Consider the following 25,962-nt stretch of genomic DNA (forward strand, 5'->3'; position numbering starts at 1 on the left):
CAGGATCGGCTTGGCCGACGCCGGAGCGGCCGGCGCCGGTGCCGGGCCGTGGGAGGTCGGTGCCGGTGTCGCTGCGGCCGGCGAGGCGGGAACCGGCGGTGTGACCGGCGCCGAATCGCCGTTGGGCTTATAGCTCTTCAGCAACTCGTGCCAGCTGGGATCGACGGAGTCCGGGTCGGTCTGGAAGCGCTGGTACATCTCCTCCACCAGCCACTCGTTCTGTCCGTAGTCGGTTTCGGATGTGGAACTGCTCACAGCGTCGTCTCGCCTCTTAGATCTTCCGGAGTTGTCTTCGGTCCGAACGTCAATCGTACGCGTCGAATCGCTGGTCCGCCGCGTTCTGGTCGGCGTCGCGTGCCGACCGGCGAGTAAGTGGGCAGAATCACTCCGCGGCGACGGTATCGGGCTCGACTCCGGCTGCCCAGAGGCGGGCGTAGACCCCGCCGGCGGCCAGGAGTTCATCGTGCGTGCCGGACTCGGCGATCGTGCCGTCGGTCACCACCGCGATGCGGTCGGCTCGCGCCGCGGTGGCCAGCCGGTGGGCGACGATGACCGCGGTGCGCCGACGCTGAAGTGCCGTACCGGCGGCCAGCACCTGCGCTTCGGTGGCCTGATCCAGGGTGGCGGTCGCCTCGTCCAGCAGGATCAGATCCGGATCCACCAGCTCGGCGCGCGCCAGTGCGATCAGCTGGCGCTGCCCCGACGACAGACTGCGGCCTCGTTCGGAGACGACGAAATCCATCCCTGCGGGCAGATCGGCGATCATCGCCGCGGCCCCGACGCGCCGGGCCGCTGCGGCGATCTCCTCCGGGGTGGCGTCGGGCCGGCCGTAAGCGATGTTCTCGGCCACGGTGCCGGCGAACAGGTGCGCCTCTTGGGGAACCAGCCCCAGGTGCCTGCGATACCGGTGTAGATCCAGGCCGCGCAGATCGTCGCCGTTGAACCGGATCGTCCCGCGAACCGGATCGTAGAAGCGCGCCAGGAGTTTGACGATCGTCGACTTGCCCGCGCCGGTCGGCCCGACCAGGGCCAGGGAGGTTCCGGGCGCTAGGTCCAGGTCGATGCCGTGCAGGGCATCGGCCGGCGCTTGCGAGTACCGGAAGCCCACGCCGGCCAGGCCCACGCGCGCCCCCGAGTCTCCGGACGGTCGCGGGGCGTTGCCGCCGGGACCGGTGGACGGTGCCTCGCTCAGGGAGCTGGGGGTCTCCAACAGGTCGCCGATGCGGCGCAGACCGACCGCGGCCTGCTGGTAGGCATCGAAGACGTTGGTCAACTGCTGAACCGGTCCGAAGAGCATGGCCAGGTACAGGACGAAGGCCACCAGGGTGCCGGCCGACAGCTGACCGGTGGCGATCCGCTGGGCGCCGATTCCGATCGCCATCGCGGCGGCGACGTCCGCGCAGAACATGATGAAGGGGAAGTAGGCCGCCACCGCTCGAGCCGAGACCAGCCGGCTGCGCACCCAGGCATCGCTCAGGGCCCCGAATCGGGCCTGGGCTACCGCGGTGTGCCGGTAGGCGCGGATGGTCGCCAGACCGGCGATGTTCTCCTGGAAGTCGGCGTTGACCGCCGAGACCAGTTCGCGGGAGCGGGTGTAGGCGCGGCTGGAGATGCGCCGGAACCACACCGTCGCCAGCGCCAGGACCGGGAACACCGGGAGCACCAGCAGCCCCAGCTGCCAGTCGGTCAGCAGCAGTGCGACGAAGACGCCGATCACGGTCAGCACGGCGACCGCCGCCGAGGTGAGCCCGGTCTGGATGAACCCCGACAGTGCATCGACGTCGGTGGTCATCCGCGTCATGATGCGCCCGGACAGCTCCCGCTCGTAATAGTCCAGGCCGAGGCGCTGCAGGTGCGCGTAGCTGCGCACTCGCAGGGCGTAGAGGACACGTTCCCCGGCCCTGGCCGACAGCAGCGTGCCGATGGCGCCGACCACCCATCCGGCGGCGACCGCGGCCAGACCCGCCACGGTCGCGATCACGATGACCTGCCCGTGCTGACGCGTCCCGGCGTCCAGCACCAGTCGCGTCAGCGCGGGGAAGGCCAGTCCCAGGAGGGTGTCGGCGGACACCGCGATCAGCACCGCCGCCAGCAGCCAGCGCACAGGTCGCAGGATCTGTCGCAGCGAGAACCCGCCGTCGTCGCGCCGGACCGCGGCCAGATCCACGCGCGGATCCTCGTCGGCCGGCGGTAGCGCCGCCACGGCCGCTTCGAGTTCCGGGGTCGCCGCCACCGCGCCCAGGGCGTTGCTGAGGTTGCCACCGCCGACCCGGCCGCGGCTTCCGCCCGGCTTGACCTCGGTGACCGGCACCGCCGGCCGCGCGGCCGCGGGGCCGGCGACGCGTGCGGAAGGCCACAGGTCGTCCACACCCAGCTGATCCTGGGCGGCGATGCGGGCGGCGGCCGCTGCATTCTGCTCACCGGTGTCCGGTGGCGTCATCAGTTCACGGAAACGCGCGCAGCGGGCGTCGAGCTGATCGACGGTGCCGATATCGACGATACGGCCGTCGTCGAGGACCGCGACCCGGTCGGCGACGGCCAGAGTGGAGCGCCGATGCGCCATCAGAAGCATGGTGGTGCCGGTACTGCGCAGGTGCCGCAGAATCTGCGCTTCGGTGACCGCGTCGACTGCCGACGTGGCGTCGTCGAGCACCAGGACCCGGGGTTCGGCGTAGCAGGCGCGGGCCAGGGCCAGGCGCTGGCGCTGACCGCCGGACAGGGTCAGGCCGCGTTCGCCGATGCCGGTGGCGAAGCCGTCGGGCAGTTGCTCGATGAAGCCGGTGGCCGCAGCCGGGTCGGTGGCCGCGCGCAGCTGCCCGGCATCCGGCGGCGGTGGCGGCGATGGGCCGAAAGCCACATTCGCCGCGACCGAATCGGAGGTCAGGAAGGGGTCGTCGAAGGCGACGGCCAGCGCGGTGTGCAGGGCGGTCGGTGACAGCCCGGCCAGATCGTGCTGGCGACCGGTGGTGTCGGTGAAGGCCAGGCTGCCGGCATCGGGGTGGTAGCCGCCGGCCAGCAGAGCGGCCAGCGTCGATTTGCCCGACCCCGCGCCGCCGACCACGGCGACGCATTCGCCCGGTGCCACCGACAGGTCGACGCCGCGCAGCACCGGGCGCCCGTCATGCCCGAAGGCGACGTCGTTCAGGTGCAGCCCGAGCCGGCCCTCGGGCAGCTCGCCGACGGCCAACAGTGCCGGATCGCGCGGATGGTCGATCACCTCGAAGACGCGGGTGGTCGAGGAGGCCGCCAACTGTCCGGCGGTCACCAGATTGGTGAGGATGCGGGCTACGGCCGTCATCGTGGCCAGGTAGGTCGTGAATGCCAGAAAGGTGCCCGCGGTGATCGATCCGCGCAGAGTCAGCCAGCCGCCGACCCCGATGACCAGGACCGTTCCCAGCTGCGGGATCGCGGCCATCGTCGGGGTGAACCGGGCCGATAGCCGGGCGGCGCGCAGGCGCAGTCGGTACAGGCGGGCGCCCAGACCGGCCAGCTCGTCGGTGGCGCGTTGTTCCTGACCGAAGCCCTTGACCACGCGCACCCCGGTGACGGTCTCTTCGACGTGGCCGGCCAGATCGGCGGCGGCCTGCTGGGCCGCCCAGGTGGCGGCGAACAGGCGGCGGCGTCCGCGATAGGCCACCAGGGCCACCAGTGGCACGATCATCAGGGCGACCAGGGTCAGCACCGGGGACAACCAGGCCATGATGGCCAGGGCGATGACCACCTGCACCGCTCCGCCCAGGGCCAGCGGCGCCAGCGCCAGCAGGCTCTGGACCACCTGCAGATCGGCGATCGACCGGGAGACCACCTGGCCGGTGCGGATGCTGTCCTGTGCCCGCCCGTCCAGGTGCAGCAGGGTATCGAGCATGGACCGCCGCAGACCGTCCTGGACCACGATCGACAGTTTGCCCGCCAGCAACCGCCGCCCGAACTGGCAGGCGTAGCGGATCGCCGCGGCGATCAGCAACGCCAGCACCAGCACCGATAGGGCGACCCGGGCTGGGGAGGCGCCGGTCGCGTGATCGATGGCGGCGCGGGCGAACAGGGGTGTCACCAGATCGGCGGCGACCGCCCCGAGCGTGGCCAGGGCCGTGGCGACGGTCAGCGCCCGATGCTGCAGGCACCGGGCGCCGAGACGACGGACCCAGCCCGTCAACGCCGCCGGCCGTCGACCACGCGCAGAGCAGTGACGGTGCCGTCGACGTCCCAGTGCCGCGGCGGCGGCCCGAAGGCCTCGCGGGCGTTACGCAGGACCAGCGTGCCCAGGGCGCGGTTGCCGGCCCCGCCGATGGCGGCGCCGATTCCGCCGGGGATCAGTTTCCCGGCCACCAGCGGTGCCCGGCGTACCGCGAACTTCTTGACCAGCCGGCTGGTGAGGATGCGGTTCAGGCCGGCCAGCTGGCCCGGCGAGACGGCCGGTCCGGCCAGCCGGGCGAGCGCATCGCTGCCGCGGACCCCGGCCACTTTGCCCAGGGCGGCGATGCCTTCCTCACCCAGGGCGACCGACAGGACCAGCGCGCGGCGGCGTTCGGTCTGTTCCGGCGAAATGCCGTGTACCTCGGCGATCGCCAGCGCCAGCAGTGCGGAGGCCTCGATGAACAGCGCGGTATCGGCGCCGAGTGCCGACAGGGCGGTGACGGTGCCGACCCCGGGGATCGAGGCGGTGGCGCCCACGGCACCGCCGGAGACGGTGACGGCGTTGAGGTAGCGGCGTTCCAGCCGCCCGATGAGCTGTTCGGGGCTGTCGTCGGGGTGCTTGGCGCGCAGCCGCGCCACGTACTTGGCGACGGCCGGTTCCTGGAGGCGATGTGCCTTCTCCACGATCCGCGTCACCAGCGCCACACTGCGGGAGGCCGCTTCGGGCCGTCCGGCCGGCAGCAGTGTCTCGGGTACGGCCGCGTCGTCGACCGACACCGGCAGTGTGGGCTTGCGATAGACGTCCACCTGGGTCGGCGGCCCGGGGCCGGACGAGTTCTTTGCGGCCTTCTTCGCGCCGACGCCCTTCTTACCGATCATGGCGGTCTCCCGTTCTCGCGGACAACACCGGTTCAACCGCGGCCGACCGCGACCGATTCCCCGGACCGGACGTGTCGTGCGTCACCGTCGTTCGTTCTTCCAGGCTAGGCCAGGGCTGCAGGTGGTGACGGGCAGGAGGCCCCGATCGGGGCGGAATCAGCTCGCTCGCACGGTGTTAGGGTGAGCCGGCCCGTTGGGAGAACGCGGTCGTCGGCCGCGTCGCCGGCGACGACGAGACAAGGGTGACCGATATGACCGTTCCCGCACCGCCGACGTTCAAACCGGTCACCGACCGGCCGTGGGCAGGTCTGCTGGCGTTGTGCGTCGGCTTCTTCATGATCCTGGTCGATATGTCGATCGTGGCGGTCGCCCAGCCGCAGATCATGGAGGCGCTCGGCGCCGGGGTCAACGGCATCGTCTGGGTCACCAGTGCCTACCTGCTCACCTATGCGGTACCGCTGCTGATCGCCGGACGGCTCGGAGACAAGTACGGGCCCAAGACGATCTATCAGATCGGTCTGGTGGTGTTCACCCTCGCCAGTATCTGGTGCGGCTTCTCGGACTCCATCGGTGAACTGATCGCCGCCCGCGCCGTGCAGGGTGTCGGTGCGGCACTGATCACGCCGCAGACCATGGCGCTGGTGACCCGGATGTTCCCGCCCGAGCGCCGCGGTGCGGCGATGGGCGTATGGGGCACCGTGGCCGGGGTCGCGACGCTGATCGGTCCGCTGCTGGGCGGTATCCTCACCGACGCCTTCGGGTGGGAGTGGATCTTCTTCATCAACGTGCCCGTGGGCCTGGTCGGCCTGGTGCTGGCCGCGGTGCTGGTGCCCCGGGTCGAAACCCACGACCATCGCTTCGACTGGGTCGGCGTGGTCCTGTCCGGGATCGGGCTGACCGCGCTGGTCTTCGGCATCCAGGAGGGGCAGACGTACGACTGGGCCGGGTGGATCTGGGGACTGGTCGCCGCCGGTGCGGTCGTGCTGGTGTTGTTCGTCGTGTGGGAGGCGCGCACGCGCACCGAGCCGTTGGTTCCGCTGAGCCTGTTCCGCGACCGCAACTTCTCGCTGTCCAATGTGGGTATCGCCACCGTCGGCTTCGCGGTTTCGGGCACCATGATCCCGCTGATGTTCTTCCTGCAGTTCGTCGGGGGCATGACCCCGACGCGTTCGGCACTGATGATGGTGCCGATGGCGGTGCTGACCGGTGTCTGCGCCCCCATCGTCGGCCGGATCCTGGACCGCGTGCATCCGCGCAACGTCGTGGCCACCGGTCTGGTGGGCTACGCCGTGGCCACCGGTGCGCTCGCGGTCCTGCTGACCCCCACGACCCCGGTGTGGCTGCTGCTGATCCCGACCTACCTGATGGGCTTGTCCTCAGCAGGCATCTGGGCGCCGCTGGCGGCGACGGCGACCCGGAATCTTCCGTGGTTCGTCGCCGGAGCCGGATCGGGGGTCTACAACACGACGCGCGTGATCGGTTCGGTGGTGGGCACCGCGGCGATCGGCTCGCTGATGATGACCCGGCTGGCAGTGGAGCTGCCGGGGGTGCAGATGGCCGCACACGAGGGCAGCCGGGTGAGCCGACTGCCCGAACCGGTGCGCGACGGCTTCGCCGCAGCGATGGGTCAGTCGCTCTACCTGGGTGCAGCGGTGCTGGCGCTGGGAGCGGTGGCAGCCCTGTTCCTGGTCCGGCCCGAACACCAGTCGGTGCCGGTGATCGCCCCGGAGATGGACTGACACCTGCGCGGCGCGATGCACGCCGGCGATGTTCTCTGATCGTGAACATCGGTGCGGGCTCGCCGGGTTTGTCGGTACCGGCCCCTACGATCGACTCGACGAGCTGATCGAGGTGACAGGGGAGCGCCATGACCACGGCATTGTCCGACGCGCCGGAGCCGGCCTGGCGGCCCGCTTCGACCGGAGACAGCGAGGCCGGCGGCCCGGTGCCGGCCGGCGACCGGGAAGTGACTTTCCTGCACACCGCCGACTGGCAGCTGGGCATGACCCGGCACTTCTTGTCCGCCGACGCCCAGCACACCTACGATCAGGCCCGCGAGGATGCGGTGGCCGAGATCGGCCGACTGGCCGGCGCCACCGGCGCCGAGTTCGTGGTGGTCTGCGGTGACGTCTTCGACGATCCACGAGTCTCCTCGCGGATCGTGCGCCGCACCCTCGACGCGCTCAGCGGCTATCCGGTGCCGGTCTACCTGCTGCCCGGCAATCACGATCCACACGATGCGACCAGTATCTATCGCAGTCAGACCTTCCTGGAGGCGTGCCCGGAGAACGTGCACGTGCTCGATCATCCCGGGACGGTCCGGGTCCGCGAAGGCATCACGCTGGTGGCGGCGCCGTGGACCAGTAAGAAGCCCGATTCGGACCTGATCGCCGACCAGCTGTCCCGGCTGAGTTCCGGGCAGGACCTGCGTATTCTGGTCGGGCACGGTGGGGTCGACACCTTCAGCCCGGGGAACGATCCGGCGATCGTCGACGCGGCGAACCTGGAGAGCGCGGTCGCTGCGGGGCTCGTCGACTACATCGCATTGGGCGATCGTCACTCGACCACGGCGCTCGGCGAGTCGGAACGGATCTGGTACGCCGGTGCCCCCGAGGTGACCGACTTCGACCACGTCGAAGCCGGCTCGGGCGAGGTTCTGCAGGTCACGCTGCGCCGGGGCACCGCCTCCGCTGTCCAGGTCGTCCCGCACCGGGTCGGACGATGGACGTTCACCACACTGCGCTGCGATCTCAACGGCCCGGCCGACATCGAGGCGCTGCGCGGGCGACTGGCAGCACTGCCGGACAAGTCCCGCACGGTGGTGAAGCTGGCCGCCGTCGGTGCTCTCGGGCTCGAAGACAAGGCGGCGTTCGACGATCTGCTCAGCGACTTCTCCGAGCGGCTGGCGGCATTGCGGCTGTGGGACCGCCACCACGAGCTGTCCGTGATCGCCGATCCGTCCGATGTGGCCGGACTGGGTCTGCAGGGCTACGCCGCCGAGGCGGCCGAAGAACTGGTCGAACGGGCCGCCGGTGACGATCCGGTCGAAGCGGAGGCCGCACACGCCGCGCTGTCGTTGCTGTTCCGGCTGGCCGGGGGCGCGCGATGAGACTGCATCGGCTGCGGCTCAAGGACTTCCGCGGAATCGATGAGCGGGAGATCGAATTCGCCGAGACCGGGATCACGGTGATCGAGGGCGCGAACGAGGCCGGCAAGTCGACGATGATCGAGGCGCTGGACCTGCTGCTCGAACTGCCGCACACCAGCAAGGCGGCCGCCGTGCAGGCGGTCCAGCCGGCGGGCCGGGACGTCGGGTCGGAGGTCTGCGCCGAGATCACCGCCGGTCGGTGGCGGTTCGAGTACTTCAAGCGATTCAACCGCAAAGCCGAAGCGTCACTGACGATCCTGGAACCGCGGCCCGAACAAGTGACCGGCCGTGCCGCGCACGATCGCGTCACCCAGATCCTGGGCGAATCGCTGGACCACACGCTCTATCAGGCGCTGCGACTGCTGCAGACCGGCGGACCGGACCTGGGCACACTGAGCGATTCGGCGGCGCTGTCGAAGGCGCTGGACCGCGTCGCCACGCCGGCCGCCGGCGTCGACGATGAGGCAGCGGCGGGAGACGAGGCGGCGGACGGGCTCGGAGCGGCCTTGATCGAGGCCGCACTCGCCGAGTACAAACGCTACTTCACCCCCAAGGGCAAACCCACCGGGGAACTGGCTGCCGCGATCGGCGAGGCCGCCCAGGCCCGCAGCGTCGCCGACGAGGCGGCCGCGCTGTTGCGCGCTGCCGAAGAGGCCTCCGCCGAACTGCCGGACATCGACATCCGGCATGCGCGGACGGTCCAGGATCAGACGCATGCCACCGCCGAACTCCAGGATCTGGCCAGGCGCACCGCCGAAGCCGAGAAGATCCTCGGCCGCGTCACAGAGGCCCGGGCCCACGCGCAGCAACGTGAACTGAGGGTACAGCTGGCCCGGCGCGATCTGCAGGACCGTTCGAGGCTGGTGCATAAGATCAGCGCGCGCGAGGAGGCGATCGAGCGGGAGGCGGTCCAGGTCGCCGAACTGCAGGCGCAGGCCGGCCGCGCCGACCGGGAGGCCGCCGAACTGGCCGACGCTGCAGCCGAAGCACGCCGGGCACAGACGGCACTTCGAGCAGAGCTCCTCGCCGCCGAAACCTCCGCGCAGATCGAGGCAGATCGCGCCCGGATCGAGGCCATCGACCGGCGCCTGGCCGAGGTGGCGGAACTGCAGCGCCGTCGACGTGAACTGGATGCTGTTCTCGAAGCGAATCCGGTTGTCGCCCAAGACGTCTCGGCAGCCGATGCGCTGGACCGCAAGCTGGTGGCCGCCCGCGCCGGTCTTGCCGCCGCAGCCGCGACTGTCGAGGTGACGCGCGGCGGCCACGCACCGGTTCTGCTGGACGGGCAGCCCGTCGACGACAGGGTCACCGCCTCGGTGGTCGGCGAGACGGTTGTCGAGACCGCCGGAGCGCGCATCGTGGTCCGCGGCGCCGCCGACACCCAGGCCCTGGCGGCCGAACTGGCCGATCTGCAGCACCGGGAGCGGGTCCTCACCGATCGTTGCGGAGTCGAGGAACTGGCACAGATCGCCCCGCGGGCGGCCGCGCGCGCTGAAGCCGCGCGCGAGCTGCACCAGCTCGGGCTGGCAGTCGACCGGATCCTCGCCGGTGACTCGGCGGCCGACCTGACCGCCGAACGCGAGCGGCTGGCCGCTGGACCGATCGCCCAGGCCGCCGTCGGAGAACACCGCCCGATCGGTGAACTACGCGCTGAAGAGCGCAGATTAGCGGACCTGATCGCCCGCGCCGATGCCACCGCGGCTGACCGGCGCACGACGGCGGAAGGGCTGGCTGTGCGGGCACAGATGCGCAGCGAGGCGGAGACCGCTGAGCGCGCAGACATCGCCGCGCAGCGGGCTCAGCTGCTGGAGCACCGAGCCAAAGCCAGCGATCAGGCGCTCGAGGGTGTCCTGGCAGTCGCCCAATCCGACCACACCGCGGCGCTCGCCGTCGTCGCCGAGTGCGAGGCGGAAGCGGCCGGAATCGATCTGGCGGGCCTGCGTGCCACGCAATCCGAGGCCGAGCTGCAACTGGAGCGGATCTCGGGGGAACTCAAGTCCCTGCGCGATCGGCGGACGGCACTGCGCACCGTCCTGGAGATGTGCCGCACCGAGAATCGACTCGATGATGTCGCCGCGGCACTGAAGGCCGCTAGCGTCGCCGAAGAGCAGCGAGACAGGACCGCTGAACGGGCAGCCGGGGCGCGGATGCTGTACGAGACGCTGCTGCGCAAGCAGACCGAAAGCCGTTCCCGGTACGTGGCTCCGTTTACCCGCCGGCTCGAGGAACTGGCCGTCCCGGTCTTCGGCGACAGCGTGCGGTTCGAGGTCGCCGATGATTTCACCATCGCCACGCGCACCGTCGACGGCACCACCGTCGATGTCGCTGCGCTCTCCGGCGGGGCACGCGAACAGCTGGGGCTGATCGTCCGGCTCGCCTGCGCGATGATCGTCGACGAAGACGACGGTGTTCCGGTGATCCTCGACGATGCTCTGGGATATTCCGATCCCGAACGTCTCGACGCGATGGCGCAGGTGCTCTCGGGGGTCAGCGATGATGCTCAGATCATCGTGCTGACCTGCACTCCCGACCGTTACTCCGCCGTGGAAGGGGCGCGGGTGATCGCCGTCTGAGAACGCCAGACCGCCCCCGTGTTGGGGGCCGCGGGGCACGTGCGCTAATGTTGCTTTCGCCCTACGAGCCCCCCTAGCTCAGGGGATAGAGCGTCTGCCTCCGGAGCAGAAGGTCGCAGGTTCGAATCCTGCGGGGGGCACAGGAACACCACTGGCCAGGACCGTTTCGGTCCTGGCCAGTGGTATCTGTGCGGCAGACCTCGATGCTGGTTTCCGATCCTCATCGGACCCGATCCGCTCGAATGCGAACCCGCGTAGCGTGAGTGAGCATCGGTAGAAGGGGTGCGCGGTGAGCCAAGACACTGGACCGGAGATCGTCGTGGATGCGGCCGAACTCGGCAGGGTGGGCAGTTTCACCTACTGGTTCGACAGCGGGACGTGGGAGTGGTCGGACGCGGTCGCCGCCATGCATGGTTATCGCGCCGGTGAGACGACCCCGACCACGGAGCTGCTGAACAAGCATGTGCATCCTGATGACCGCGCGGGAGTCGAGGACGCGCTGGCGAGGATGCGTGAGACACGGACCGGCTTCTCCAGTCGGCACCGGATCGTCGACACCGAAGAAAACACCCATTCCGTGGCGGTCATCGGCCGCGTCTTCCAGGGCGAGGACGGGGAGCCTGCGGGGACCAACGGCTTCTATCTCGACCTGGACGTGATCTGCGACGACGGAGACGGAGACGACGTCGTGCGGGAGCAGGTCAGCGAACATGTGCGGGAGTTCCGCGAGAATCACGCCCCGATCGAGCAGGCCAAGGGCATGCTGATGGCGATGTACGGTATCGACGGCGACCGTGCTTTCGATGTGCTGCGCTGGCGTTCGCAGCACGAGAACCGCAAGCTTCGGGAGGTCGCGCGGACCGTGGTCGCCGCCGCTGCCGCAATGCCTGTGCCCGAGACGGTGCGGCGTGAATTCGACCTGGTCGTCCTGGCGCCTTTCGGAGGCCGGGAAGAAGTCGCTGCCGCCGAGTCCGGCGCTGGCCCATCGTAGCTGCTGCCCGGGTGGAGCCCGGGTGCTGCAGTGGCAATGATGCCATCACCGTGCCGCTGACACGACTGTAGGGCCGATGACCATTATGGTCGTCATATCCTGCCCTGCTTCCCGACCCGGAGATCTCAGTGAATCAGAACTCGATTCGAGAAGCCGATCCGCGCAGAGTACGGTCCCGGAATCGGCTTCTGGATGCGGCAACGGCCCTGTTGTCCAGCGGCGGCGTCGAGGCTGTCACCGTGGACGCTGTCACGCGGGCCTCCCGCGTGGCCAAGACAACGCTCTATCGGCATTTCAGCAGCTCCACGGAACTGGTCGCAGCTGCTTTGGAACGTATGCTGCCCGAGGTCACGTTCCCGCCGCTCACCCATGATGTGCGCGCGGATCTGATCACTGCGCTCGAATGGTTGTCGCAGCAACTCGACGAGGCGCCGGTCAAACTCTCCACGGTCGGCTGGCTCGCGGTGAGCTTGGATGAGAGCAAGCGCGAGGGCGGGTCGGCGATGGCCGACCTGCGTGACCGGCTCATCACCGCCTACCGCACCCCGTTCGAGACCGTCTTCTCCAGTTCCGAGGGACTTCGCGACCTGGGTGACGTCGACCACGATCTGGCGTTCGCGCAGTTGGCCGGTCCCGTGCTGTTGTCTCGGCTCAGCGGCAGCGAGGTGATCGCCGTCGATGAAAAAGGGCGCCGGCGAATCGTCGACGATTTTCTGCTCGCCCGCCGTTCCCGCGATCGGGTCGACTGAAAGCCGCCCGCAGAAACGCTACCGCTGTTAGCGTTGCGCTACTGACAGTAGCGGAAGGTGGCGGCATGCTGCTTGACAGGCTCCGAAGAGGTACCGGCGGACACGACGGCGAGAGCACCGTACTGCGCCGGACGGCACAGTTCTGCCTGGACCACCGCAGGCTCGTCATCGGCGCGTGGCTGCTCGCTGCGACTCTATTGACGGTGCTCTTGCCGCAGCTGGAGACGGTCGCCCGCGAGCAGTCGACGGACCCGATTCCCGCCGACGTACCGTCGTTCCAGGCTCTCGACACGATGGGGGAGGCTTTCACCGAACCGGGTGCGGCCGCGACCGTCTTCGTCGTGATGAGCAACCCCGGGGGTCTTTCGGCAGACCGCTCCCGCTATGAGCAGTTCGTCCAGGCGATGCGGGACGACAGCGTGAACGTGCAGTCGGTCCGGGACTTGGCCTCCGATCCGATTGCGTCCCAGCAGGCGATCAGTGAGGACGGTCGTGCCTGGTACCTGCCGCTGGGCCTGGCCGGTCGATTCGGCGGTACCGATACCGCCGAAGCCGTCGAAGCCGTGCGAGAATCGGCCGATCAGGTCTTCGCCGGGTCCCAGACTCAGGTGCACGTGACCGGACCGGCCGCGACCTTTGCCGATCAGCTCCACACGGCCGAATCCGAGCTGTTGCTCATCTCCATCGCGACGCTGATCCTTATCGGCGTCATCCTTCTGATCGTGTACAGATCCATCATTACGGCTCTGCTGCCGCTGTTGGTGATCGGTGTCAGCCTGGCCATCGCACGCGGTGTCCTGGCAGGTCTAGGCCTTGTCGGGCTGCCGGTTTCAGAATATTCGATCGCATTCCTAACCGCGATTCTGCTCGGCGCCGGCACCGACTATTCGGTGTTCGTGATCGCGCGCTACCACGAGCGCATCCGTGCCGGTGAGACTCCAGAAGACGCCGTGGTCTCGGCGACCGGGAGCATCGGACGTGTCGTCATCGCCTCGGCGATGACCGTCACGCTGGCCCTGCTGGCGATGGTTTTTGCGGATCTGAGTGTGTTCACCACTGTCGGCCCGGCGTGTGCCATCGCCATCCTGGTGTCGTTGGCGGCATCGCTGACACTGCTGCAGCCGGTTCTGGCGATCGCCGCCCGGCACGGATACGGTCTGCCCGGACGTGAGCTCACCGCACGGCATTGGCGGCGGGTCGGCGCGGTCGTCGTCCGTCGGCCACGGGCGTTGCTGGCTGTGAGCCTGACGGCGCTCCTGGCCTGCAGTCTGCCGCTGCTCGGTATGCAGCTGAACTTCGACGATCGTGGCGGACAGCCTCCCGGCACCGACAGCAACCGCGGTTACGCCCTCCTCGATGCGCACTTCCCCAAGGACATCACCGTTTCGGAATTCGTGCTGATCACCTCCCCGCGGGATATGCGCACCGCGACCGCGCTCGCAGATCTGGATCAGCTGGCCTTCCGCATCGCTCAGCTTCCCGGTGTGACCCGGGTGATCGGGGTGACGCGTCCGACCGGCGAAAAGCTCGAACAGGCGCAGCTGTCCTGGCAGAACGGAGAGATCGGGCGCAGCCTGGGGGGAGCGGTCAGCGATGGGCAGAGCCGCTCCTCGGATCTGACGATGCTGCGCGACGGCGCCCACCGACTGGCCGGCGCCCTCGGACAGCTCCGAGAACGAGTGGACACCGAACTGGTCCCGCTCGCCGAGAGCATCGGTGACGTGGCCGGGGCCGCGCAGAGTCTGCGCGACTACCGCCCGTACCTGGACACCCTGACGGAGATCGCGCCCGGCGTCGACGCCGTCGCCGGGAGCGCGCCGGACGCCGCACAGGCTGCTCGTGCCGCCGAACGAGCTCTCCGCGGTCTCGAACCGGCTCTCCCTGTCCTCGAGGCGCCCTACTGTCTCCAGATCACGGCCTGCGCGCAGCTGCGGACGCATTTGGCGGACCTGACCGGGCTGGGGCGCGCTGGATTCTTCTCCGATGTGGCTGCACTCACCGGGCAACTGCGATCGGGGAACACCTCGGTCACCACACTGATTACACAATTGAACCGGGCTGTGGCCCGCCTGGACACCGGCCTTGCGGCGGTGGACGGGGTCGACGTCCCGGGTGCCATCGACGAACTGAGCAGCGGGGTGGGCCTGCTCGCCGACGGCGCGAATCAGCTGGCGGCCGGTGTCGATGCTCTGGTGGACACCACGATGGAAACACTGGTGGGGATGGGGCAGGTCGCCACGGCACTGCGTACCTCCGCCACCGAGACCGCGGGATCGAACGCCGCAACCGGCTTCTATCTTCCAGCTGACGCCTTCGAGAACCAGGACTTTTCGGCCGTGGCCCGCCAGTTCATCGCTCCCGACGGTCGTGCGATCCGCTACGCAGTGCAGACCGATGTCGACCCGTACTCGCACGCCGCGATCGAGCTGTCCGGCCGAATCGCCGATGTGGTCGCCGAATCACTACCTAACACCGAATTGTCCGACGCGACGACGTATATCGCCGGCTTCCCGGCGATCAATACGGATCTGCAGCGTTTACTGGGCAGCGACTTCCGTCTCCTCGCGGTGACCACGGTTCTTATCGTCGGACTGATCCTGGCTGTCTTGCTGCGGTCGGTCGTCGCCCCGATCTACCTGGTCGCCACTGTGATCCTCAACTACACTGCGGCACTCGGGCTCGGTGTCCTGGTATTCGAGTACCTGTTGGGTCAGCCCATCTTCTGGCCGGTGCCGTTGCTTGCGTTCATCATCCTGGTCGCGGTCGGTGCCGACTACAACATGCTTCTGGTGGCGCGATTGCGTGAGGAATCGGTTGCCGGGCTGAGGGTCGGGGTCCTCCGCACGGTCGGACACACCGGTGCCGTGATCACCTCGGCCGGTGTCATCTTCGCGGCCAGTATGTTCGGCCTGATGGCCGGCTCGGTCGGGATCATGGTCCAGGCCGGATTCGTTATCGGAACGGGCCTGTTGATCGACACCTTCGTCGTTCGTACCCTGACCGTTCCGGCACTGGCCGCGCTGTTAGGCCCCGCCAATTGGTGGCCGGGGCACGATCCGGCCCATCCGCCGCGCGTAGACCGTCCCCCAGCGGCCGATCTTTCGTCGGCAGCGACGGGCGGACCTGCTGGATAAGCCGTCAATGCTGCGATCGCTGTGTGCTCGCCAACCCGGTCAGGTCGCCGCGTACGGCAAGCTCAAGGACGCGAGCATGAGCAGCAGAAGGAACCAGCCCGCTCCTTGCCAGGGCATCCACGGTCGCTGACGGCGGTAGACGGCTATACCGGTGCCTAATGCCCCGAGTCCGCCGAGGAGGAAGATCGCGGGAACCGATACGGCCAGGTACAGATCATCGCCACCGAGCACGGCGAAGAGAGCGAGCGCGACCAGCGCGAGCAGAATCACCGCAAAGGTGTAGATCACCGGACCTCGGTAGGGGGCGGGATCCGACCAGCGCTTCTCCGTGTCCCGCACACCCGGGGACAGACTGGTGGCCCTGGAGCGGTCTGGATGCGGAGTACTCATACACCTAGGTCTACGCCGTTTTCTTGCGGCGAGCCAGTCTTCCGGGCAGTCCAGGCAATCGGGTTTGAACGGGCGCTGATCGGGGTAAGGGTAGGGCGATGTGCTGGTTTTGCCAGCCGGGTCGGCGGGAACTCGTTCTCCATGGACAGCAGCGACGAGTACACCGCAAACGACCAGTTGCCCGGCCCGAATTCTCCCGGAGCATCGGACCGGCACCCGGCCGAGAACATCGATTACCCGGGTCCGACCGACCAGATGGCACAGACACCTCGCGATGAGATGCGGGACTATTCCGGGAGCGGACTGCTCGCTGGTAAACGTGCATTGATCACCGGTGGGGATTCGGGCATCGGCCGGGCCGTGGCCGTGGCACTGGCCAAAGAAGGCGCCGACGTCGCAGTGGCCTACCTCTCCGAGCGCGAAGACGGGGATGCCGCGCACACCGTCGGCTTGATCCAGGCGCAGGGCTGTGCGGCCCTGTCGATCCGCGGTGATCTGGCTGACCCGGAGAACTGCCGCCGCGCTGTCGAGGAGACTGCTGCAGCATTCGGCGGGCTCGACGTCCTGATCAACAATGTCGCCTTCCAATCCCCGGTCGACGACTTCCTGGAGCTGCAGCCGACGCAATGGGCGCGTACGTTCGCGGTCAACATCGACAGCTATTTCCACACCACGCGGGCTGCGGTGCCCTACCTCACGCCCGGCGGCGTCATCATCAACACCGGCTCGGTCAACGGCCTGCGTGGAAACAAGCAGCTGATCGACTACGCCGCGACGAAAGGGGCCGTGCACGTCTTGACCTTCTCCCTGGCCAAAGCGCTGCTCGACCGCAGGATCCGGGTGAACTGTGTGGCACCGGGTCCGGTGTGGACACCGCTGATTCCGGCGACGCTGCCGGCCGACCAGGTCGCTGACTTCGGCTCGCAGGCGCCGTACGGACGAGCCGCCGAACCCGATGAGATCGCTCCGTCGTACGTCTTCTTCGCCAGCGATCGACTCTCCTCCTACTACACCGGCGAAGTCCTTGCACCGATCGGCGGCGAGACGCTACCGGGCTGATCACGGCGGGAAAGTGCAGATGCCCGGATCGGCGAGAAGGACCGGGCGCGTCCGCGGAGGCTTGTGATCCAGATCTCTGGGGCGTAGCGTCGAAGAGGACCAGTTGAACCAGCAGCTGGCTTCCAGGCCCCGTTTCCCGGACCGTCGTCCGAGATCAGAAACGTTGTGGCATCCATTCATTCGAGGGCGTCTGGCCGCGTGACGTGCGCACCGCAGCACGTGTACGGGAATGCCGACAGGTACGTCTGTGCCAGCCATCCCGTGTCCGCTGCTCCACCGCAGCACGTTCACGAGGCTCCGCTACTGATCGAATGATCACCGATCGCACGAAGAGGAGACGATTCCTATGGCGACCGACCGATATGACACAGTAAAAACTCTGCTGGAACGACGCAGGTGCTCTGCCTGCGGCCGCTGTGAGGCGAACCGATTGCGAGAGAACGCGATCCTGCTGGCACTGCCGCTCGCCGAGCACATCGCCCGCCGCTACCGCGGACGCGGCGAATCCTTCGACGATCTGCTGCAGGCGGCCAGGCTCGGTCTGATTCACGCCGTCGACCGATACGACCCGAAGACCGGGCACGACTTCCTGTCGTTCGCTGTACCAACAGTGATGGGCGAGGTCCGCAGGCATTTCCGCGACAAGACCGTCCTGCTGCGGATCCCACGTAGTTCCCAGGAACTCAATACCCGCGTGCTGGCGGCCCGTGAAGAACTCGAGTGCGATGGTGCAGCCGTCGGTGTCGGTGATATCGCCCGGCACCTGGGCACGGCCCCGGGGCGCGTGCGCAAGGCGATTGCCGACTCCCGGGCAGCCACAGTGATCTCGATGGACGAGCGACGGGCGACCGGAAGCGGCGAAGAGGGCGGCACAGTCGCCGACCGGCTCGGCGCAGTGGATCCGAGCTACTCTCGGGTGGAGGACTGCCTGGAGATCGGTGCCGCCGTCCACGAGCTCAACCCGCGCGAGCAACGGATCATCGGACTGCGTTTCGTCGACCAGAAGACCCAAGCCGAGATCGCCACGGAAATCGGGGTCTCGCAGATGCATGTCTCCCGACTGCTGCGGCGGGCGTTGGCCCAGTTGCGCGAAACGATGGCTCCCGCGCCGATGCCGGTCTCCTGAGGGCCGGTCGGAACCCGCGCGAAAGAACGTCGATCATCTGGCGCCGCAGCTATCATGATGTGATCCAGGTGCCGTCGAAGCGCTTTTCGCGTCGTGCGAGCGTACGGCGGGTGATTCGCTGCGCCTTTGGGGGAAGGGGTCGGCAAGTCGTGTCGTCTTCGAAGGTCGTTCGAGACCAGCAGCCCGAAGCGCAAGATCCAGAGACGGGAAGCCAGGAGGAATCGGGCGGTGGACTGAGCGGCAGGGTGGGCAGTTACCGGTACTGGTTCGACGACGACGTCTGGGAATGGTCGCCGGAGGTCGCGGCTATGCACGGCTATCAACACGGTGACGTGATACCGACGACCGGACTGCTGCGCAGTCACAAGCATCCCGAGGACCGAGCGACCTTCGATGCGCTCGTCGACACCATGCGCAGCACGCGTACGCACTTCTCCAGTCGACACAGGATCGTCGACACCGCCGGCCGCGTGCATTCGGTCGCCGTCCTGGGGCGGACCTTCACCTACGACGGCCAGGTCGCCGGATCGGAAGGCTACTACCTCGATCTCGGTGTCATCGTGGGCGATTCGGTCCGCACCAGGGTCAGCTCTCACGTGGAGAGTTTCCAGCGGCAACGCTCCTCGATCGAGCAGGCCAAGGGCATGCTCATGCTTGTCTACAACATCGACGAGGATCAGGCTTTCGACCTGCTCCGCTGGCGGTCGCAGCAGGAGAACCGGAAGCTGCGTGAGCTGTGCCATGACCTGGTGGCCAGCGCACCGGTCCGCGTACACCTTCCCGAATCGGTGCGCCGCGATTTCGACGTGGTGGTATTGAGTCCCTTCGACGAATGATGAGACCCGGCGGGTGCGTTTGGCGGACGCAGGAGCCGGGTACTCAAGCTGAATGAACGAGTGTCGAGTCGGTCCTGCGCTGCCTTACCCTCGCGGCCCGGAGTCGGCCGCAATCCTGACCGCATTGGCCACCGATGTGGATCCGATGCAGTTGCTCGGCCGCATGTCTTCGGCGGATCCGCTGGGAGAGGATCGTCAGTTGGCGCTGTTCGTGCTGCAGGAACTGCACTACCGCGGCTGGGCCGGAGTCGATGACCGGCGTGAATGGGATCCGAACCTGATCGCAGTGCGCGTCCGGTACGAGGACGAGCTCTTGGCGGCGGTGGACGAGGCCTGCGCCGGACCGCCTGCCTCGGTCGACGCGGAGTTCGCAGAGTTGCTGAAGCCCACCGATGGCGGCGGTCCCGCGGACTGGCTCAGTACGCAGGGGACGATGCGAGAGTTCAGCGACTACTTCGCCGTACGGTCCCTTTACCACCTCAAGGAGGCGGATCCGCATGCGTGGGCCATTCCGAGGCTGCCGGTTGCTGCTGTCGCCGCCTTCGTCGCAGTCGAGTCCGATGAGTACGGGGGCGGTCGCGCGGAGCGCGTGCACCAGCGGCTGTTCGCTGAGCTGCTGGAGGCCGCCGGGCTGCAGTCTGCGTACCTGCACTATCTGAATGTCGCACCCGCCGAAGCGCTCGTGCCGGTCACCACGATGACGGCGCTGGGGCTGCGGCGGGCCAGACGCGGTGCCATCGTAGGGCACTTCGCCGCTACGGAAGTCACGTCGTCGCCGGCGTGCGCTCGGCTACTGGCTGGTCTGGAACGGCTCGATGCGCCCGAGCCGGTACGACACTTCTACCGCGAACACGTGGAAGCCGACGCGGTCCACGAACAGGTGATGCGCGACGACGTGGTCGCCGGCCTGCTCACTGAAGAGCCGGAGTTGGAGGCCGACGTCGTGGCCGGAATCCGCATCTTCCTATGGACGGAAGCGCGGCTGGGCCGAGTGCTCCTCGATGCCTGGGAGCAGGGTTCCACGGTTCTCGCTGCTCCGCTCGGGGCCGCTGCTACGAGGTAGAGCGACTGCGGGGTGAGGAGGGAGACTAGGCCCGCGGCCGTCGTCGGCCGCGATGGCTGGTATCGCACAGTGGAGGAGTACGGCTTCGGCCGCAGGCGCAGATCGCGACTTGGAACCGATCGCATGTGACGGTGGTGGAGCCGTACTGGATCTGGACCGGACCTTCGACGAGGATCGGTCCACCGCGCACGACCCGGACGACCCGTGGTGTCTGATTCATCCGCGGGGTCGGGCTCATCTCGGTCCTTCCGAAGTCTCACGTCGCGCGAGGAGGACGCACAGCGTCTCGGTCCACTGGTCGGGGCCGATCAGACCGCAATCGACCAGCCAGCTGCGGCGTGAACGCAGAACCGGGCCGAAAGGAATCCGTCGGCGCAGCACCTCGGTGACCCCAAAATGATCGTCACGCAAACACATCGCAGTTTTCGCCGGATCCGCAAGCAGCGACTGGACCAGCAGGAGTGAACCCCCCGGCTCCACCAGAGCCGTGGCGCGGGCGCACAGCGCGTCCAAGACCTCGCGCCCGTCTGGTCCGGCATCCCAGGCCTGGGTCGGGCCGGCCGGCGACGGACAGTCGATGCCAGGCCCGGGAGCCGGGACGTAGGGCGGGTTGCAGGTCACCAGCTCGAACGGTGCCGCCGGCGCGAAGTCGGCGACTGTCGCCTGCACACAGGTCCACGCCGGTCCGGTTGGTCGCAGCGCGGCCGCGGTGGCCACCGCGCGGGGGCAGGTATCGATCGCGACGACGCTCCGCGCGCCCAGCTCTGCCGACGCGGCCGCAACCGGGCCGGCACCCGTACACACATCGAGTACCCGGCGCCCAGTGACCGGCAGGCGACGGAGTGCCTCGATGAGCAGATACGTGTCAGCCTGTGGCCGGTAGACGTCCGCTGCGGTCGCGGCGACCGGGGCGTGATCGGAGACGGGGTCAGCCGTGGTCATCACGTGTTCCGATGCCGACGTTCGTAGTCGTCGGCCTCTTCGGCAGTGACTTCGGGGATCAGCGGATCATGTTCGGCACGGTCGTGACCGGGCCGGGATGGAAGGGCGACACGGCTGCCGGCGAGAAAGCCGACGGCCACGACCGTGCAGACGATTGCAGCCGTCACCCAGGGGGTCAGCGCCCAATCGGCGGTGGCCGCGACTACGGCTACGGCAATCAGTGCGATGGCCACCAGGAGCAATACGTAGCCGATCATCCCGATCGCCTTCAGCGGACGGACCGCCCGTCCATCGAGCAGATCGGAATCGCGTTCCGGTGTGGTCATGCCGATTCGCCTCCAATGTGATCGACCAGCTCTTCGATACCCTGGTGGCGTGCACAACTGGCGCAGCAGAAGATCGCCTCGCCGGATTGGACGCCGTGACCGATGATCCGACAGTCGCAGTGTGCGCACCGGGGAGCGTGACCGGCGATAGCGCATTCGAAACTGTCGTACACGCCTCGGCCGGGTTTGCCCTCCACCGAGATCAGCAGAGCGTTCGGGTAGTCGTTGCCGCAAATGTCACAAACGGCCATGGGAAACCTCCTTGTCGATGCGAGCGGGGTCGATGCGAGCGGGAGGAGAGCGCCGGTGCGCATCTCCTCCCGCTGCTTTTCATCGTCCGCCGTGGCTGTGTTCGCCGCCTCGGACCTTGGCTTCGTGCGGTTCGGCTTCTGCGCCCTTGCGGCCGGCTTCGTGGGGGTCGGCACCGCCTGAGGAACCGAAACTGGTCGGGCTGGCTTCGCCGCCCTTGTGTGCCTGCTCCTCCGTGTCAGCGCGATTGCCGAACTGTCCAGGGTTGTTCGGATCTGCCATCGTCGAACACCTCCTTGTTGGGGTTAGCGAAGGATTTCCTCCGCCGCCCAGGGAGTACCCGACAGGAGTGGAGTTAAACGTGCGCCAGAATCTCGGCGACCGCGGGTGAATCGTAGAAGGGTGCCAGCCGGCGGCGGACGATCTGTTCGAGTTCGCCGCTGTCGGCGGCGGCGGCGAACAGCCGCGGCGCCATCGACGTGGCGTAGCCGACCAGATCATCACGATCCAGGGCGATGTCCTCGAGCAGAACCGACGCCGGATGCCCGGCGTAGGTGGCGAAGAAGGCATCGATGAACGCGTCGATCAGCGCCAGTACCGGGGGGCTTGCCGCGGCGACGATGCTGATGTCCTGCACCACGCCGCCGAGGCGGATCGCGTCCGGCGCGGTGACCATCCTGTCGTGCCGACCGGCCGGCCGGTCGGCGTAGCGGTCGAAGACCTCCAAGACCGCGCTGCGGGTCTGGGGGTCGTTGAGGGTGGTGATGATGATCTTGTTCAGCCGGCTCATTGCGAACTCGGCGCCCTTGGCGGCGGTCTCGCCGAACAACTGCTCGAACTGTTCACCGGTCTTGCCGATAGCCTTGCCGGCCACCGACGTACCCAACGACATCAACGAGCCCACGCCCGGGATCTTCTCGGCGACCGCGCGATTGCCGGCCAACACATCGTTGACGATGCGACCGACGAACCGTGAGGCCAGCGAGGCGACGATGGGACTGCTGGTCAACTCATCGAGACCGCGTTCGAGGATCGGGGTCAGCGCGAGTAGTTCATCGGTGAGCCGTTCGACGTTCTGGCGGTCGATCAGCTCGCTCAGGGTGTATTCACCGGCGGGGTTCTCCACCAGGATCTGGGCACCGGACTGGACCATCGTCGAGGCGATCGTGCTGGCCGGAACCCGGGTCAGCGCCAGTCGGGCCAGCGATTTGATGTCGGCCGGATCCAGCAGTTGGGCCACCGTGCACGTTTCACCGGTGCCCAGGACGTCGTCGACCAGGTCGGTGACCAGCGCAGTCAGTTCCTCCCCGCGTAATTGCTCCAGCGTCCACCGCACCTGGGCGTCGAGCAGTTGCTGCGCGAGCGAAGTTGCCGTCATCGTCGTCAGCTCAGCCCGTCGTGCTTCTTCTGTTCCTCATACTGCTCGGCCGGGCTCACCGAGTACGGATCCAGCGAGACGATCGGCTGACCGCCGAACTCGCGGTAAAGCGCGAAGCCGGACAGCACGGCCCCCAGAACGCCACAAGCGTAGGTGCTTCCCGGAACCTCGCCCCAACCGAGATCGACGATGTCGACGATCATCCAGACGATCCCGGCGAATCCGAGAGCCACCATGATCACCAGGAACCCACTGACGCGTTGCATGGGCTCGATCATGCCACGGAGCACGCCGCGGTCCGTACGCTCGTGGCCATGACCGCACCGCTGCCGCATCCGGCCCATGCCCGTGCCCTCGACCGGGACACCGTGCTGTGCGTTTCGCTGTCGGGGCGACCGTCGAACTTCGGCACCCGGTTCCACAACCATCTGTACAACGCCTACGGGCTCAACTACGTGTACAAGGGGTTCGCGCCGACGGGCATCGCCGACGCGATCGCCGGGGTCCGGGGCCTGCCGATCCGCGGTGCGGCGGTCTCCATGCCGTACAAGGAGGCGGTCATCGATCTGATCGACGTTCTGGAGCCCTCGGCTGCGGCCATCGATTCGGTCAACACCATCGTCAACGACGACGGCGTGCTGCACGGCTACAACACCGACTACCAGGCGGTGGTCGATCTGCTTGCCGACTCGGGCTTCGACCGCGACTGGCCGGTCGCCGTCGCCGGCAGCGGCGGTATGGCCAAAGCGGTCGTTGCCGCCCTGCGCGACAGCGGATTCAGCGATGTCACCGTGATCGCCCGGAACAGCCAGACCGGCACCGACCTGGCCGGCCGATACGGCTTCGACTACCGGCCGACCGCTGATCCAGGCGCGCGCTACGGCTTGCTGGTCAACGCCACGCCCGCGGGTATGGCCGGTGCCGACGGAGCCGACGCCGATCGCCTGCCGTTTCCATCGGAGCTGGTGGATGCGGCCAAGGCCGGACTCGATGTGGTCGCGATGCCGCCCCAGACCCCGCTGGTGCGCCGGATGCGCTCCGCGGACAAGCCGGTGATCAGCGGCGATGCGATCATCGCCGGTCAGGCCGCAGCCCAATTCGCTCTCTACACGGGGCTCACACCGTCCCCGGAGGCTGTGCGCGCGGCGGCGGAATACGCCGGACGCTGACCGCTGCCGACCCGGCTTCCGGTGGTCTGCCGACCCGGCTTCCGGTGGTCTGCCGATCCGGCAGGGCCGAGGGTCTCCGCGGCGTCCCGGGAGACAGGGTGGGCCGATTGTCCACCGAGCGGGAAGAAACAATAGGATGGGGAGCCGTGACTCCCACCGATCTCGCCGCGCTGATTCGTGCCGCGACACAAGCCGTATTCCAGGCGCACGACCTGGACGCCTCGCTCGTGCCCGAGACCGTCGTGGTGGAGCGCCCCCGGAACCCCGAGCACGGTGACTACGCGACGAACATCGCCCTGCAGCTGGGTAAGCGCGCCGGGGTGAACCCCCGTGAACTGGCCGGCTGGCTGGTCGACGAACTCAAGGCCGATGCCGGTGTCGCCGATGCGGATCTGGCCGGTCCGGGATTCGTCAATCTACGGCTGGCCGCGGCCGCGCAGAACGCCACGGTCGCCACCATCCTGACCCAGGGCGCCGACTACGGGCGGGGTGAGGAGTTGGCCGACGCGGTGGTCAACCTCGAATTCGTCTCGGCGAACCCGACCGGCCCGATCCATCTGGGCGGTACCCGTTGGGCGGCGGTCGGCGATGCGCTCGGCCGGGTGCTGACCGCCCGCGGGGCGTCCGTCACCCGCGAGTACTACTTTAACGACCACGGCGAGCAGATCAACCGTTTCGCCCGGTCCCTGGATGCGGCCGCCCGCGGGCTGCCGACCCCCGACGACGGCTACGCCGGGGAGTACATCGACCAGATCGCCGCCGCGGTGGTCGCCGCGCACCCCGGGATCGAGGAGCTCGACGACGAGCAGCGGCTGGAGACCTTCCGCGCCCAGGGTGTGGAGCTGATGTTCACCCACATCAAGGCGACCTTGCACGAGTTCGGCACCGACTTCGACGTCTTCACCCACGAGAACGCGATGTTCGAGCGCGATGCCGACGGCAACAGCCTGGTCGACGTGGTGATCGCCGAACTCAAGGCCAGCGACAACCTGTACAGCGCCGACGGCGCGTGGTGGCTGCGGTCCACGTCCTACGGCGACGATAAGGACCGGGTCGTCCTCAAATCCGACGGCAACGCCGCCTACATCGCCGGCGACATCGCCTATCTCAAGGACAAGCACGACCGTGGTTTCAATCACCTGATCTACATGCTCGGCGCCGACCATCACGGCTACGTCATCCGGCTGAAGGCCGCCGCGGCGGCGCTGGGCTACGACGATGCGCGCGTGGAAGTGCTCATCGGGCAGATGGTGAATCTGGTCAAGGACGGCAAACCCGTCCGGATGAGCAAGCGCGCCGGCACCGTGATCACCCTCGACGACCTGGTCGAAGCAGTCGGTGTCGACGCGGCACGCTATGCCCTGATCCGCTCGTCGATCGACGTCAACATCGACATCGACCTGGATCTGCTGCGCAAGCAGTCCTCGGACAATCCGGTGTACTACGTCCAGTACGCCCATGCGCGCCTGTGCGCGCTGGGCCGCAACGCCGCCGAACACGGTCTGTCCGCCGATGTCGACCATCTGGACCTGCTGTCCCACCCGGCCGAAGGGGAACTGATCCGCACCCTGGGCGATTTCGGCGCGGTCCTGGGCACCGCCGCCGAACTACGCGAACCCCACCGGATTCCGCGGTACCTGGAGAGCCTGGCCGGTTCCTATCATCGCTTCTATTCGCACTGCCGGGTGCTGCCGCAGGGCGACGAGGAGGCCGGCGATGTGCACCGAGCTCGCCTGGCCCTGGGGGAGGCCACCCGCCAGGTCCTGGCCAACGGACTCGAACTGATCGGCGTCAGCGCGCCGGAACGGATGTAGGA

23 protein-coding genes and 1 tRNA gene are annotated in these 25,962 nt (G+C 68.1%); 13 read left to right on the forward strand and 11 right to left on the reverse strand.

All coding sequences use genetic code 11. The features are described 5' to 3' along the window. The 3 genes from GOHSU_RS17165 to GOHSU_RS04795 form a co-directional block, all read right to left on the reverse strand. Positions 1–255, reverse strand: a 255-nt coding sequence (locus GOHSU_RS17165; protein ID WP_005937649.1) for a 2-oxoglutarate dehydrogenase E1 subunit family protein, incomplete at its 3' end; no start/stop codon positions are given. Positions 256–382: 127 nt separating this feature from the next. Further along, positions 383–4,153, reverse strand: coding sequence for an ABC transporter ATP-binding protein (locus GOHSU_RS04790; protein ID WP_005937653.1), 3,771 nt, complete (start codon positions 4,151–4,153; stop codon positions 383–385). Next, on the reverse strand, positions 4,150–5,013 hold the full coding sequence (locus tag GOHSU_RS04795) for a hypothetical protein (protein ID WP_005937656.1): 864 nt from the start codon (positions 5,011–5,013) through the stop codon (positions 4,150–4,152). Before GOHSU_RS04795 ends, GOHSU_RS04790 begins: the two co-directional genes overlap by 4 nt. A gap of 251 nt (positions 5,014–5,264) precedes the next feature. Here GOHSU_RS04795 and GOHSU_RS04800 point away from each other — a divergent pair, with 251 nt between their 5' ends. From GOHSU_RS04800 to GOHSU_RS04830, 7 genes are all read left to right on the forward strand, one after another. Beyond that, on the forward strand, positions 5,265–6,752 hold the full coding sequence (locus GOHSU_RS04800; RefSeq protein ID WP_024332498.1) for a DHA2 family efflux MFS transporter permease subunit: 1,488 nt from the start codon (positions 5,265–5,267) through the stop codon (positions 6,750–6,752). A 128-nt stretch (positions 6,753–6,880) separates the two neighbouring features. Beyond that, positions 6,881–8,122: a metallophosphoesterase family protein gene (locus tag GOHSU_RS04805; protein ID WP_005937661.1), complete on the forward strand. Its 1,242-nt coding sequence runs from the start codon at positions 6,881–6,883 to the stop codon at positions 8,120–8,122. Then, the gene (locus tag GOHSU_RS04810; RefSeq protein ID WP_005937664.1) at positions 8,119–10,734 is read left to right on the forward strand and encodes an AAA family ATPase; all 2,616 of its coding nucleotides are present in this window, start codon (positions 8,119–8,121) and stop codon (positions 10,732–10,734) included. Before GOHSU_RS04805 ends, GOHSU_RS04810 begins: the two co-directional genes overlap by 4 nt. 67 nt (positions 10,735–10,801) lie before the next feature. Further along, positions 10,802–10,874, forward strand: a tRNA-Arg gene (locus GOHSU_RS04815). Positions 10,875–11,023: 149 nt separating this feature from the next. Then, positions 11,024–11,725, forward strand: coding sequence for a PAS and ANTAR domain-containing protein (locus GOHSU_RS04820; protein ID WP_005937667.1), 702 nt, complete (start codon positions 11,024–11,026; stop codon positions 11,723–11,725). A 128-nt stretch (positions 11,726–11,853) separates the two neighbouring features. Then, entirely contained in the window at positions 11,854–12,474 is a 621-nt protein-coding gene (locus GOHSU_RS04825; RefSeq protein ID WP_005937670.1) for a TetR/AcrR family transcriptional regulator, read from the forward strand. 65 nt (positions 12,475–12,539) lie between these two features. Then, on the forward strand, positions 12,540–15,608 hold the full coding sequence (locus GOHSU_RS04830) for an MMPL/RND family transporter (protein ID WP_005937673.1): 3,069 nt from the start codon (positions 12,540–12,542) through the stop codon (positions 15,606–15,608). Positions 15,609–15,647: 39 nt separating this feature from the next. On the opposite strand, the gene GOHSU_RS04835 is transcribed toward GOHSU_RS04830, so the two are convergent. Beyond that, positions 15,648–15,998, reverse strand: a complete 351-nt coding sequence (locus tag GOHSU_RS04835) for a hypothetical protein (protein WP_155820953.1) — start codon at positions 15,996–15,998, stop codon at positions 15,648–15,650. 255 nt (positions 15,999–16,253) lie between these two features. On the opposite strand from GOHSU_RS04835, the gene GOHSU_RS04840 reads away from it, so the two are divergent. The 4 genes from GOHSU_RS04840 (at position 16,254) to GOHSU_RS04855 (ending at position 20,082) form a co-directional block, all read left to right on the forward strand. Then, entirely contained in the window at positions 16,254–17,057 is an 804-nt protein-coding gene (locus tag GOHSU_RS04840) for an SDR family oxidoreductase (RefSeq protein ID WP_051139438.1), read from the forward strand. Positions 17,058–17,487: 430 nt separating this feature from the next. Beyond that, positions 17,488–18,183: a sigma-70 family RNA polymerase sigma factor gene (locus GOHSU_RS04845; RefSeq protein WP_005937682.1), complete on the forward strand. Its 696-nt coding sequence runs from the start codon at positions 17,488–17,490 to the stop codon at positions 18,181–18,183. Between the two features lie 245 nt (positions 18,184–18,428). After that, complete coding sequence (locus GOHSU_RS04850) at positions 18,429–19,019, forward strand: PAS and ANTAR domain-containing protein (RefSeq protein WP_005937685.1); 591 nt, start codon at positions 18,429–18,431, stop codon at positions 19,017–19,019. A 52-nt stretch (positions 19,020–19,071) separates the two neighbouring features. Next, positions 19,072–20,082 (forward strand): iron-containing redox enzyme family protein, encoded by a 1,011-nt coding sequence (locus tag GOHSU_RS04855; protein ID WP_005937689.1) that lies wholly within the window; start codon positions 19,072–19,074, stop codon positions 20,080–20,082. Between the two features lie 25 nt (positions 20,083–20,107). Here the strand turns inward: GOHSU_RS04855 and GOHSU_RS16470 are convergent, their stop codons facing one another. The 7 genes from GOHSU_RS16470 to GOHSU_RS04885 form a co-directional block, all read right to left on the reverse strand. Further along, positions 20,108–20,302, reverse strand: a complete 195-nt coding sequence (locus GOHSU_RS16470) for a CDGSH iron-sulfur domain-containing protein (RefSeq protein WP_245551680.1) — start codon at positions 20,300–20,302, stop codon at positions 20,108–20,110. Between the two features lie 14 nt (positions 20,303–20,316). Next, the gene (locus GOHSU_RS04860; RefSeq protein ID WP_005937692.1) at positions 20,317–21,024 is read right to left on the reverse strand and encodes a methyltransferase; all 708 of its coding nucleotides are present in this window, start codon (positions 21,022–21,024) and stop codon (positions 20,317–20,319) included. Then, a complete protein-coding gene (locus GOHSU_RS04865; protein ID WP_005937694.1) occupies positions 21,024–21,350 on the reverse strand; it encodes a hypothetical protein in 327 nt (108 codons plus the stop codon). Before GOHSU_RS04865 ends, GOHSU_RS04860 begins: the two co-directional genes overlap by 1 nt. After that, complete coding sequence (locus GOHSU_RS17425) at positions 21,347–21,664, reverse strand: metallothionein (protein WP_500778468.1); 318 nt, start codon at positions 21,662–21,664, stop codon at positions 21,347–21,349. The genes GOHSU_RS04865 and GOHSU_RS17425 overlap by 4 nt, the downstream gene beginning before the upstream one ends. Before the next feature lie 16 nt (positions 21,665–21,680). Further along, the gene (locus GOHSU_RS16860; RefSeq protein WP_005937700.1) at positions 21,681–21,881 is read right to left on the reverse strand and encodes a hypothetical protein; all 201 of its coding nucleotides are present in this window, start codon (positions 21,879–21,881) and stop codon (positions 21,681–21,683) included. Positions 21,882–21,954: 73 nt separating this feature from the next. After that, entirely contained in the window at positions 21,955–22,977 is a 1,023-nt protein-coding gene (locus GOHSU_RS04880; protein WP_005937703.1) for a hypothetical protein, read from the reverse strand. 5 nt (positions 22,978–22,982) lie between these two features. Further along, positions 22,983–23,243 carry a hypothetical protein gene (locus tag GOHSU_RS04885; protein WP_029759727.1) on the reverse strand — a complete coding sequence of 87 codons (261 nt, stop codon included), beginning with the start codon at positions 23,241–23,243 and terminating at the stop codon, positions 22,983–22,985. A gap of 48 nt (positions 23,244–23,291) precedes the next feature. Here GOHSU_RS04885 and GOHSU_RS04890 point away from each other — a divergent pair, with 48 nt between their 5' ends. Together GOHSU_RS04890 and argS are read left to right on the forward strand one after the other, a co-directional pair. After that, complete coding sequence (locus GOHSU_RS04890; protein ID WP_024332502.1) at positions 23,292–24,146, forward strand: shikimate 5-dehydrogenase; 855 nt, start codon at positions 23,292–23,294, stop codon at positions 24,144–24,146. A 146-nt stretch (positions 24,147–24,292) separates the two neighbouring features. After that, entirely contained in the window at positions 24,293–25,960 is a 1,668-nt protein-coding gene (gene argS, locus GOHSU_RS04895) for an arginine--tRNA ligase (protein ID WP_005937712.1), read from the forward strand. The last annotated feature ends 2 nt before the right edge of the window (positions 25,961–25,962 follow it).

The sequence above is a fragment of the Gordonia hirsuta DSM 44140 = NBRC 16056 genome, assembly GCF_000333015.1.
GTDB lineage: Bacteria > Actinomycetota > Actinomycetes > Mycobacteriales > Mycobacteriaceae > Gordonia > Gordonia hirsuta.

What these genes read in the sequence shown, in the direction of transcription:
- GOHSU_RS04795 (WP_005937656.1), bottom strand. Translation starts at nt 5,013, where the DNA reads ATGATCGGTAAGAAGGGCGTCGGCGCGAAGAAGGCCGCAAAGAACTCG.
- GOHSU_RS04865 (WP_005937694.1), bottom strand. Translation starts at nt 21,350, where the DNA reads ATGACCACACCGGAACGCGATTCCGATCTGCTCGATGGACGGGCGGTC.
- GOHSU_RS04840 (WP_051139438.1), top strand. Translation starts at nt 16,254, where the DNA reads ATGGCACAGACACCTCGCGATGAGATGCGGGACTATTCCGGGAGCGGA.
- GOHSU_RS16860 (WP_005937700.1), bottom strand. Translation starts at nt 21,881, where the DNA reads ATGGCAGATCCGAACAACCCTGGACAGTTCGGCAATCGCGCTGACACG.
- GOHSU_RS04885 (WP_029759727.1), bottom strand. Translation starts at nt 23,243, where the DNA reads ATGCAACGCGTCAGTGGGTTCCTGGTGATCATGGTGGCTCTCGGATTC.
- GOHSU_RS04810 (WP_005937664.1), top strand. Translation starts at nt 8,119, where the DNA reads ATGAGACTGCATCGGCTGCGGCTCAAGGACTTCCGCGGAATCGATGAG.
- GOHSU_RS04835 (WP_155820953.1), bottom strand. Translation starts at nt 15,998, where the DNA reads ATGAGTACTCCGCATCCAGACCGCTCCAGGGCCACCAGTCTGTCCCCG.
- GOHSU_RS04860 (WP_005937692.1), bottom strand. Translation starts at nt 21,024, where the DNA reads ATGACCACGGCTGACCCCGTCTCCGATCACGCCCCGGTCGCCGCGACC.
- GOHSU_RS04805 (WP_005937661.1), top strand. Translation starts at nt 6,881, where the DNA reads ATGACCACGGCATTGTCCGACGCGCCGGAGCCGGCCTGGCGGCCCGCT.
- GOHSU_RS04890 (WP_024332502.1), top strand. Translation starts at nt 23,292, where the DNA reads ATGACCGCACCGCTGCCGCATCCGGCCCATGCCCGTGCCCTCGACCGG.
- GOHSU_RS17425 (WP_500778468.1), bottom strand. Translation starts at nt 21,664, where the DNA reads ATGCGCACCGGCGCTCTCCTCCCGCTCGCATCGACCCCGCTCGCATCG.
- GOHSU_RS04855 (WP_005937689.1), top strand. Translation starts at nt 19,072, where the DNA reads ATGAACGAGTGTCGAGTCGGTCCTGCGCTGCCTTACCCTCGCGGCCCG.
- GOHSU_RS04830 (WP_005937673.1), top strand. Translation starts at nt 12,540, where the DNA reads ATGCTGCTTGACAGGCTCCGAAGAGGTACCGGCGGACACGACGGCGAG.
- GOHSU_RS04880 (WP_005937703.1), bottom strand. Translation starts at nt 22,977, where the DNA reads ATGACGGCAACTTCGCTCGCGCAGCAACTGCTCGACGCCCAGGTGCGG.
- GOHSU_RS16470 (WP_245551680.1), bottom strand. Translation starts at nt 20,302, where the DNA reads ATGAATCAGACACCACGGGTCGTCCGGGTCGTGCGCGGTGGACCGATC.
- GOHSU_RS04800 (WP_024332498.1), top strand. Translation starts at nt 5,265, where the DNA reads ATGACCGTTCCCGCACCGCCGACGTTCAAACCGGTCACCGACCGGCCG.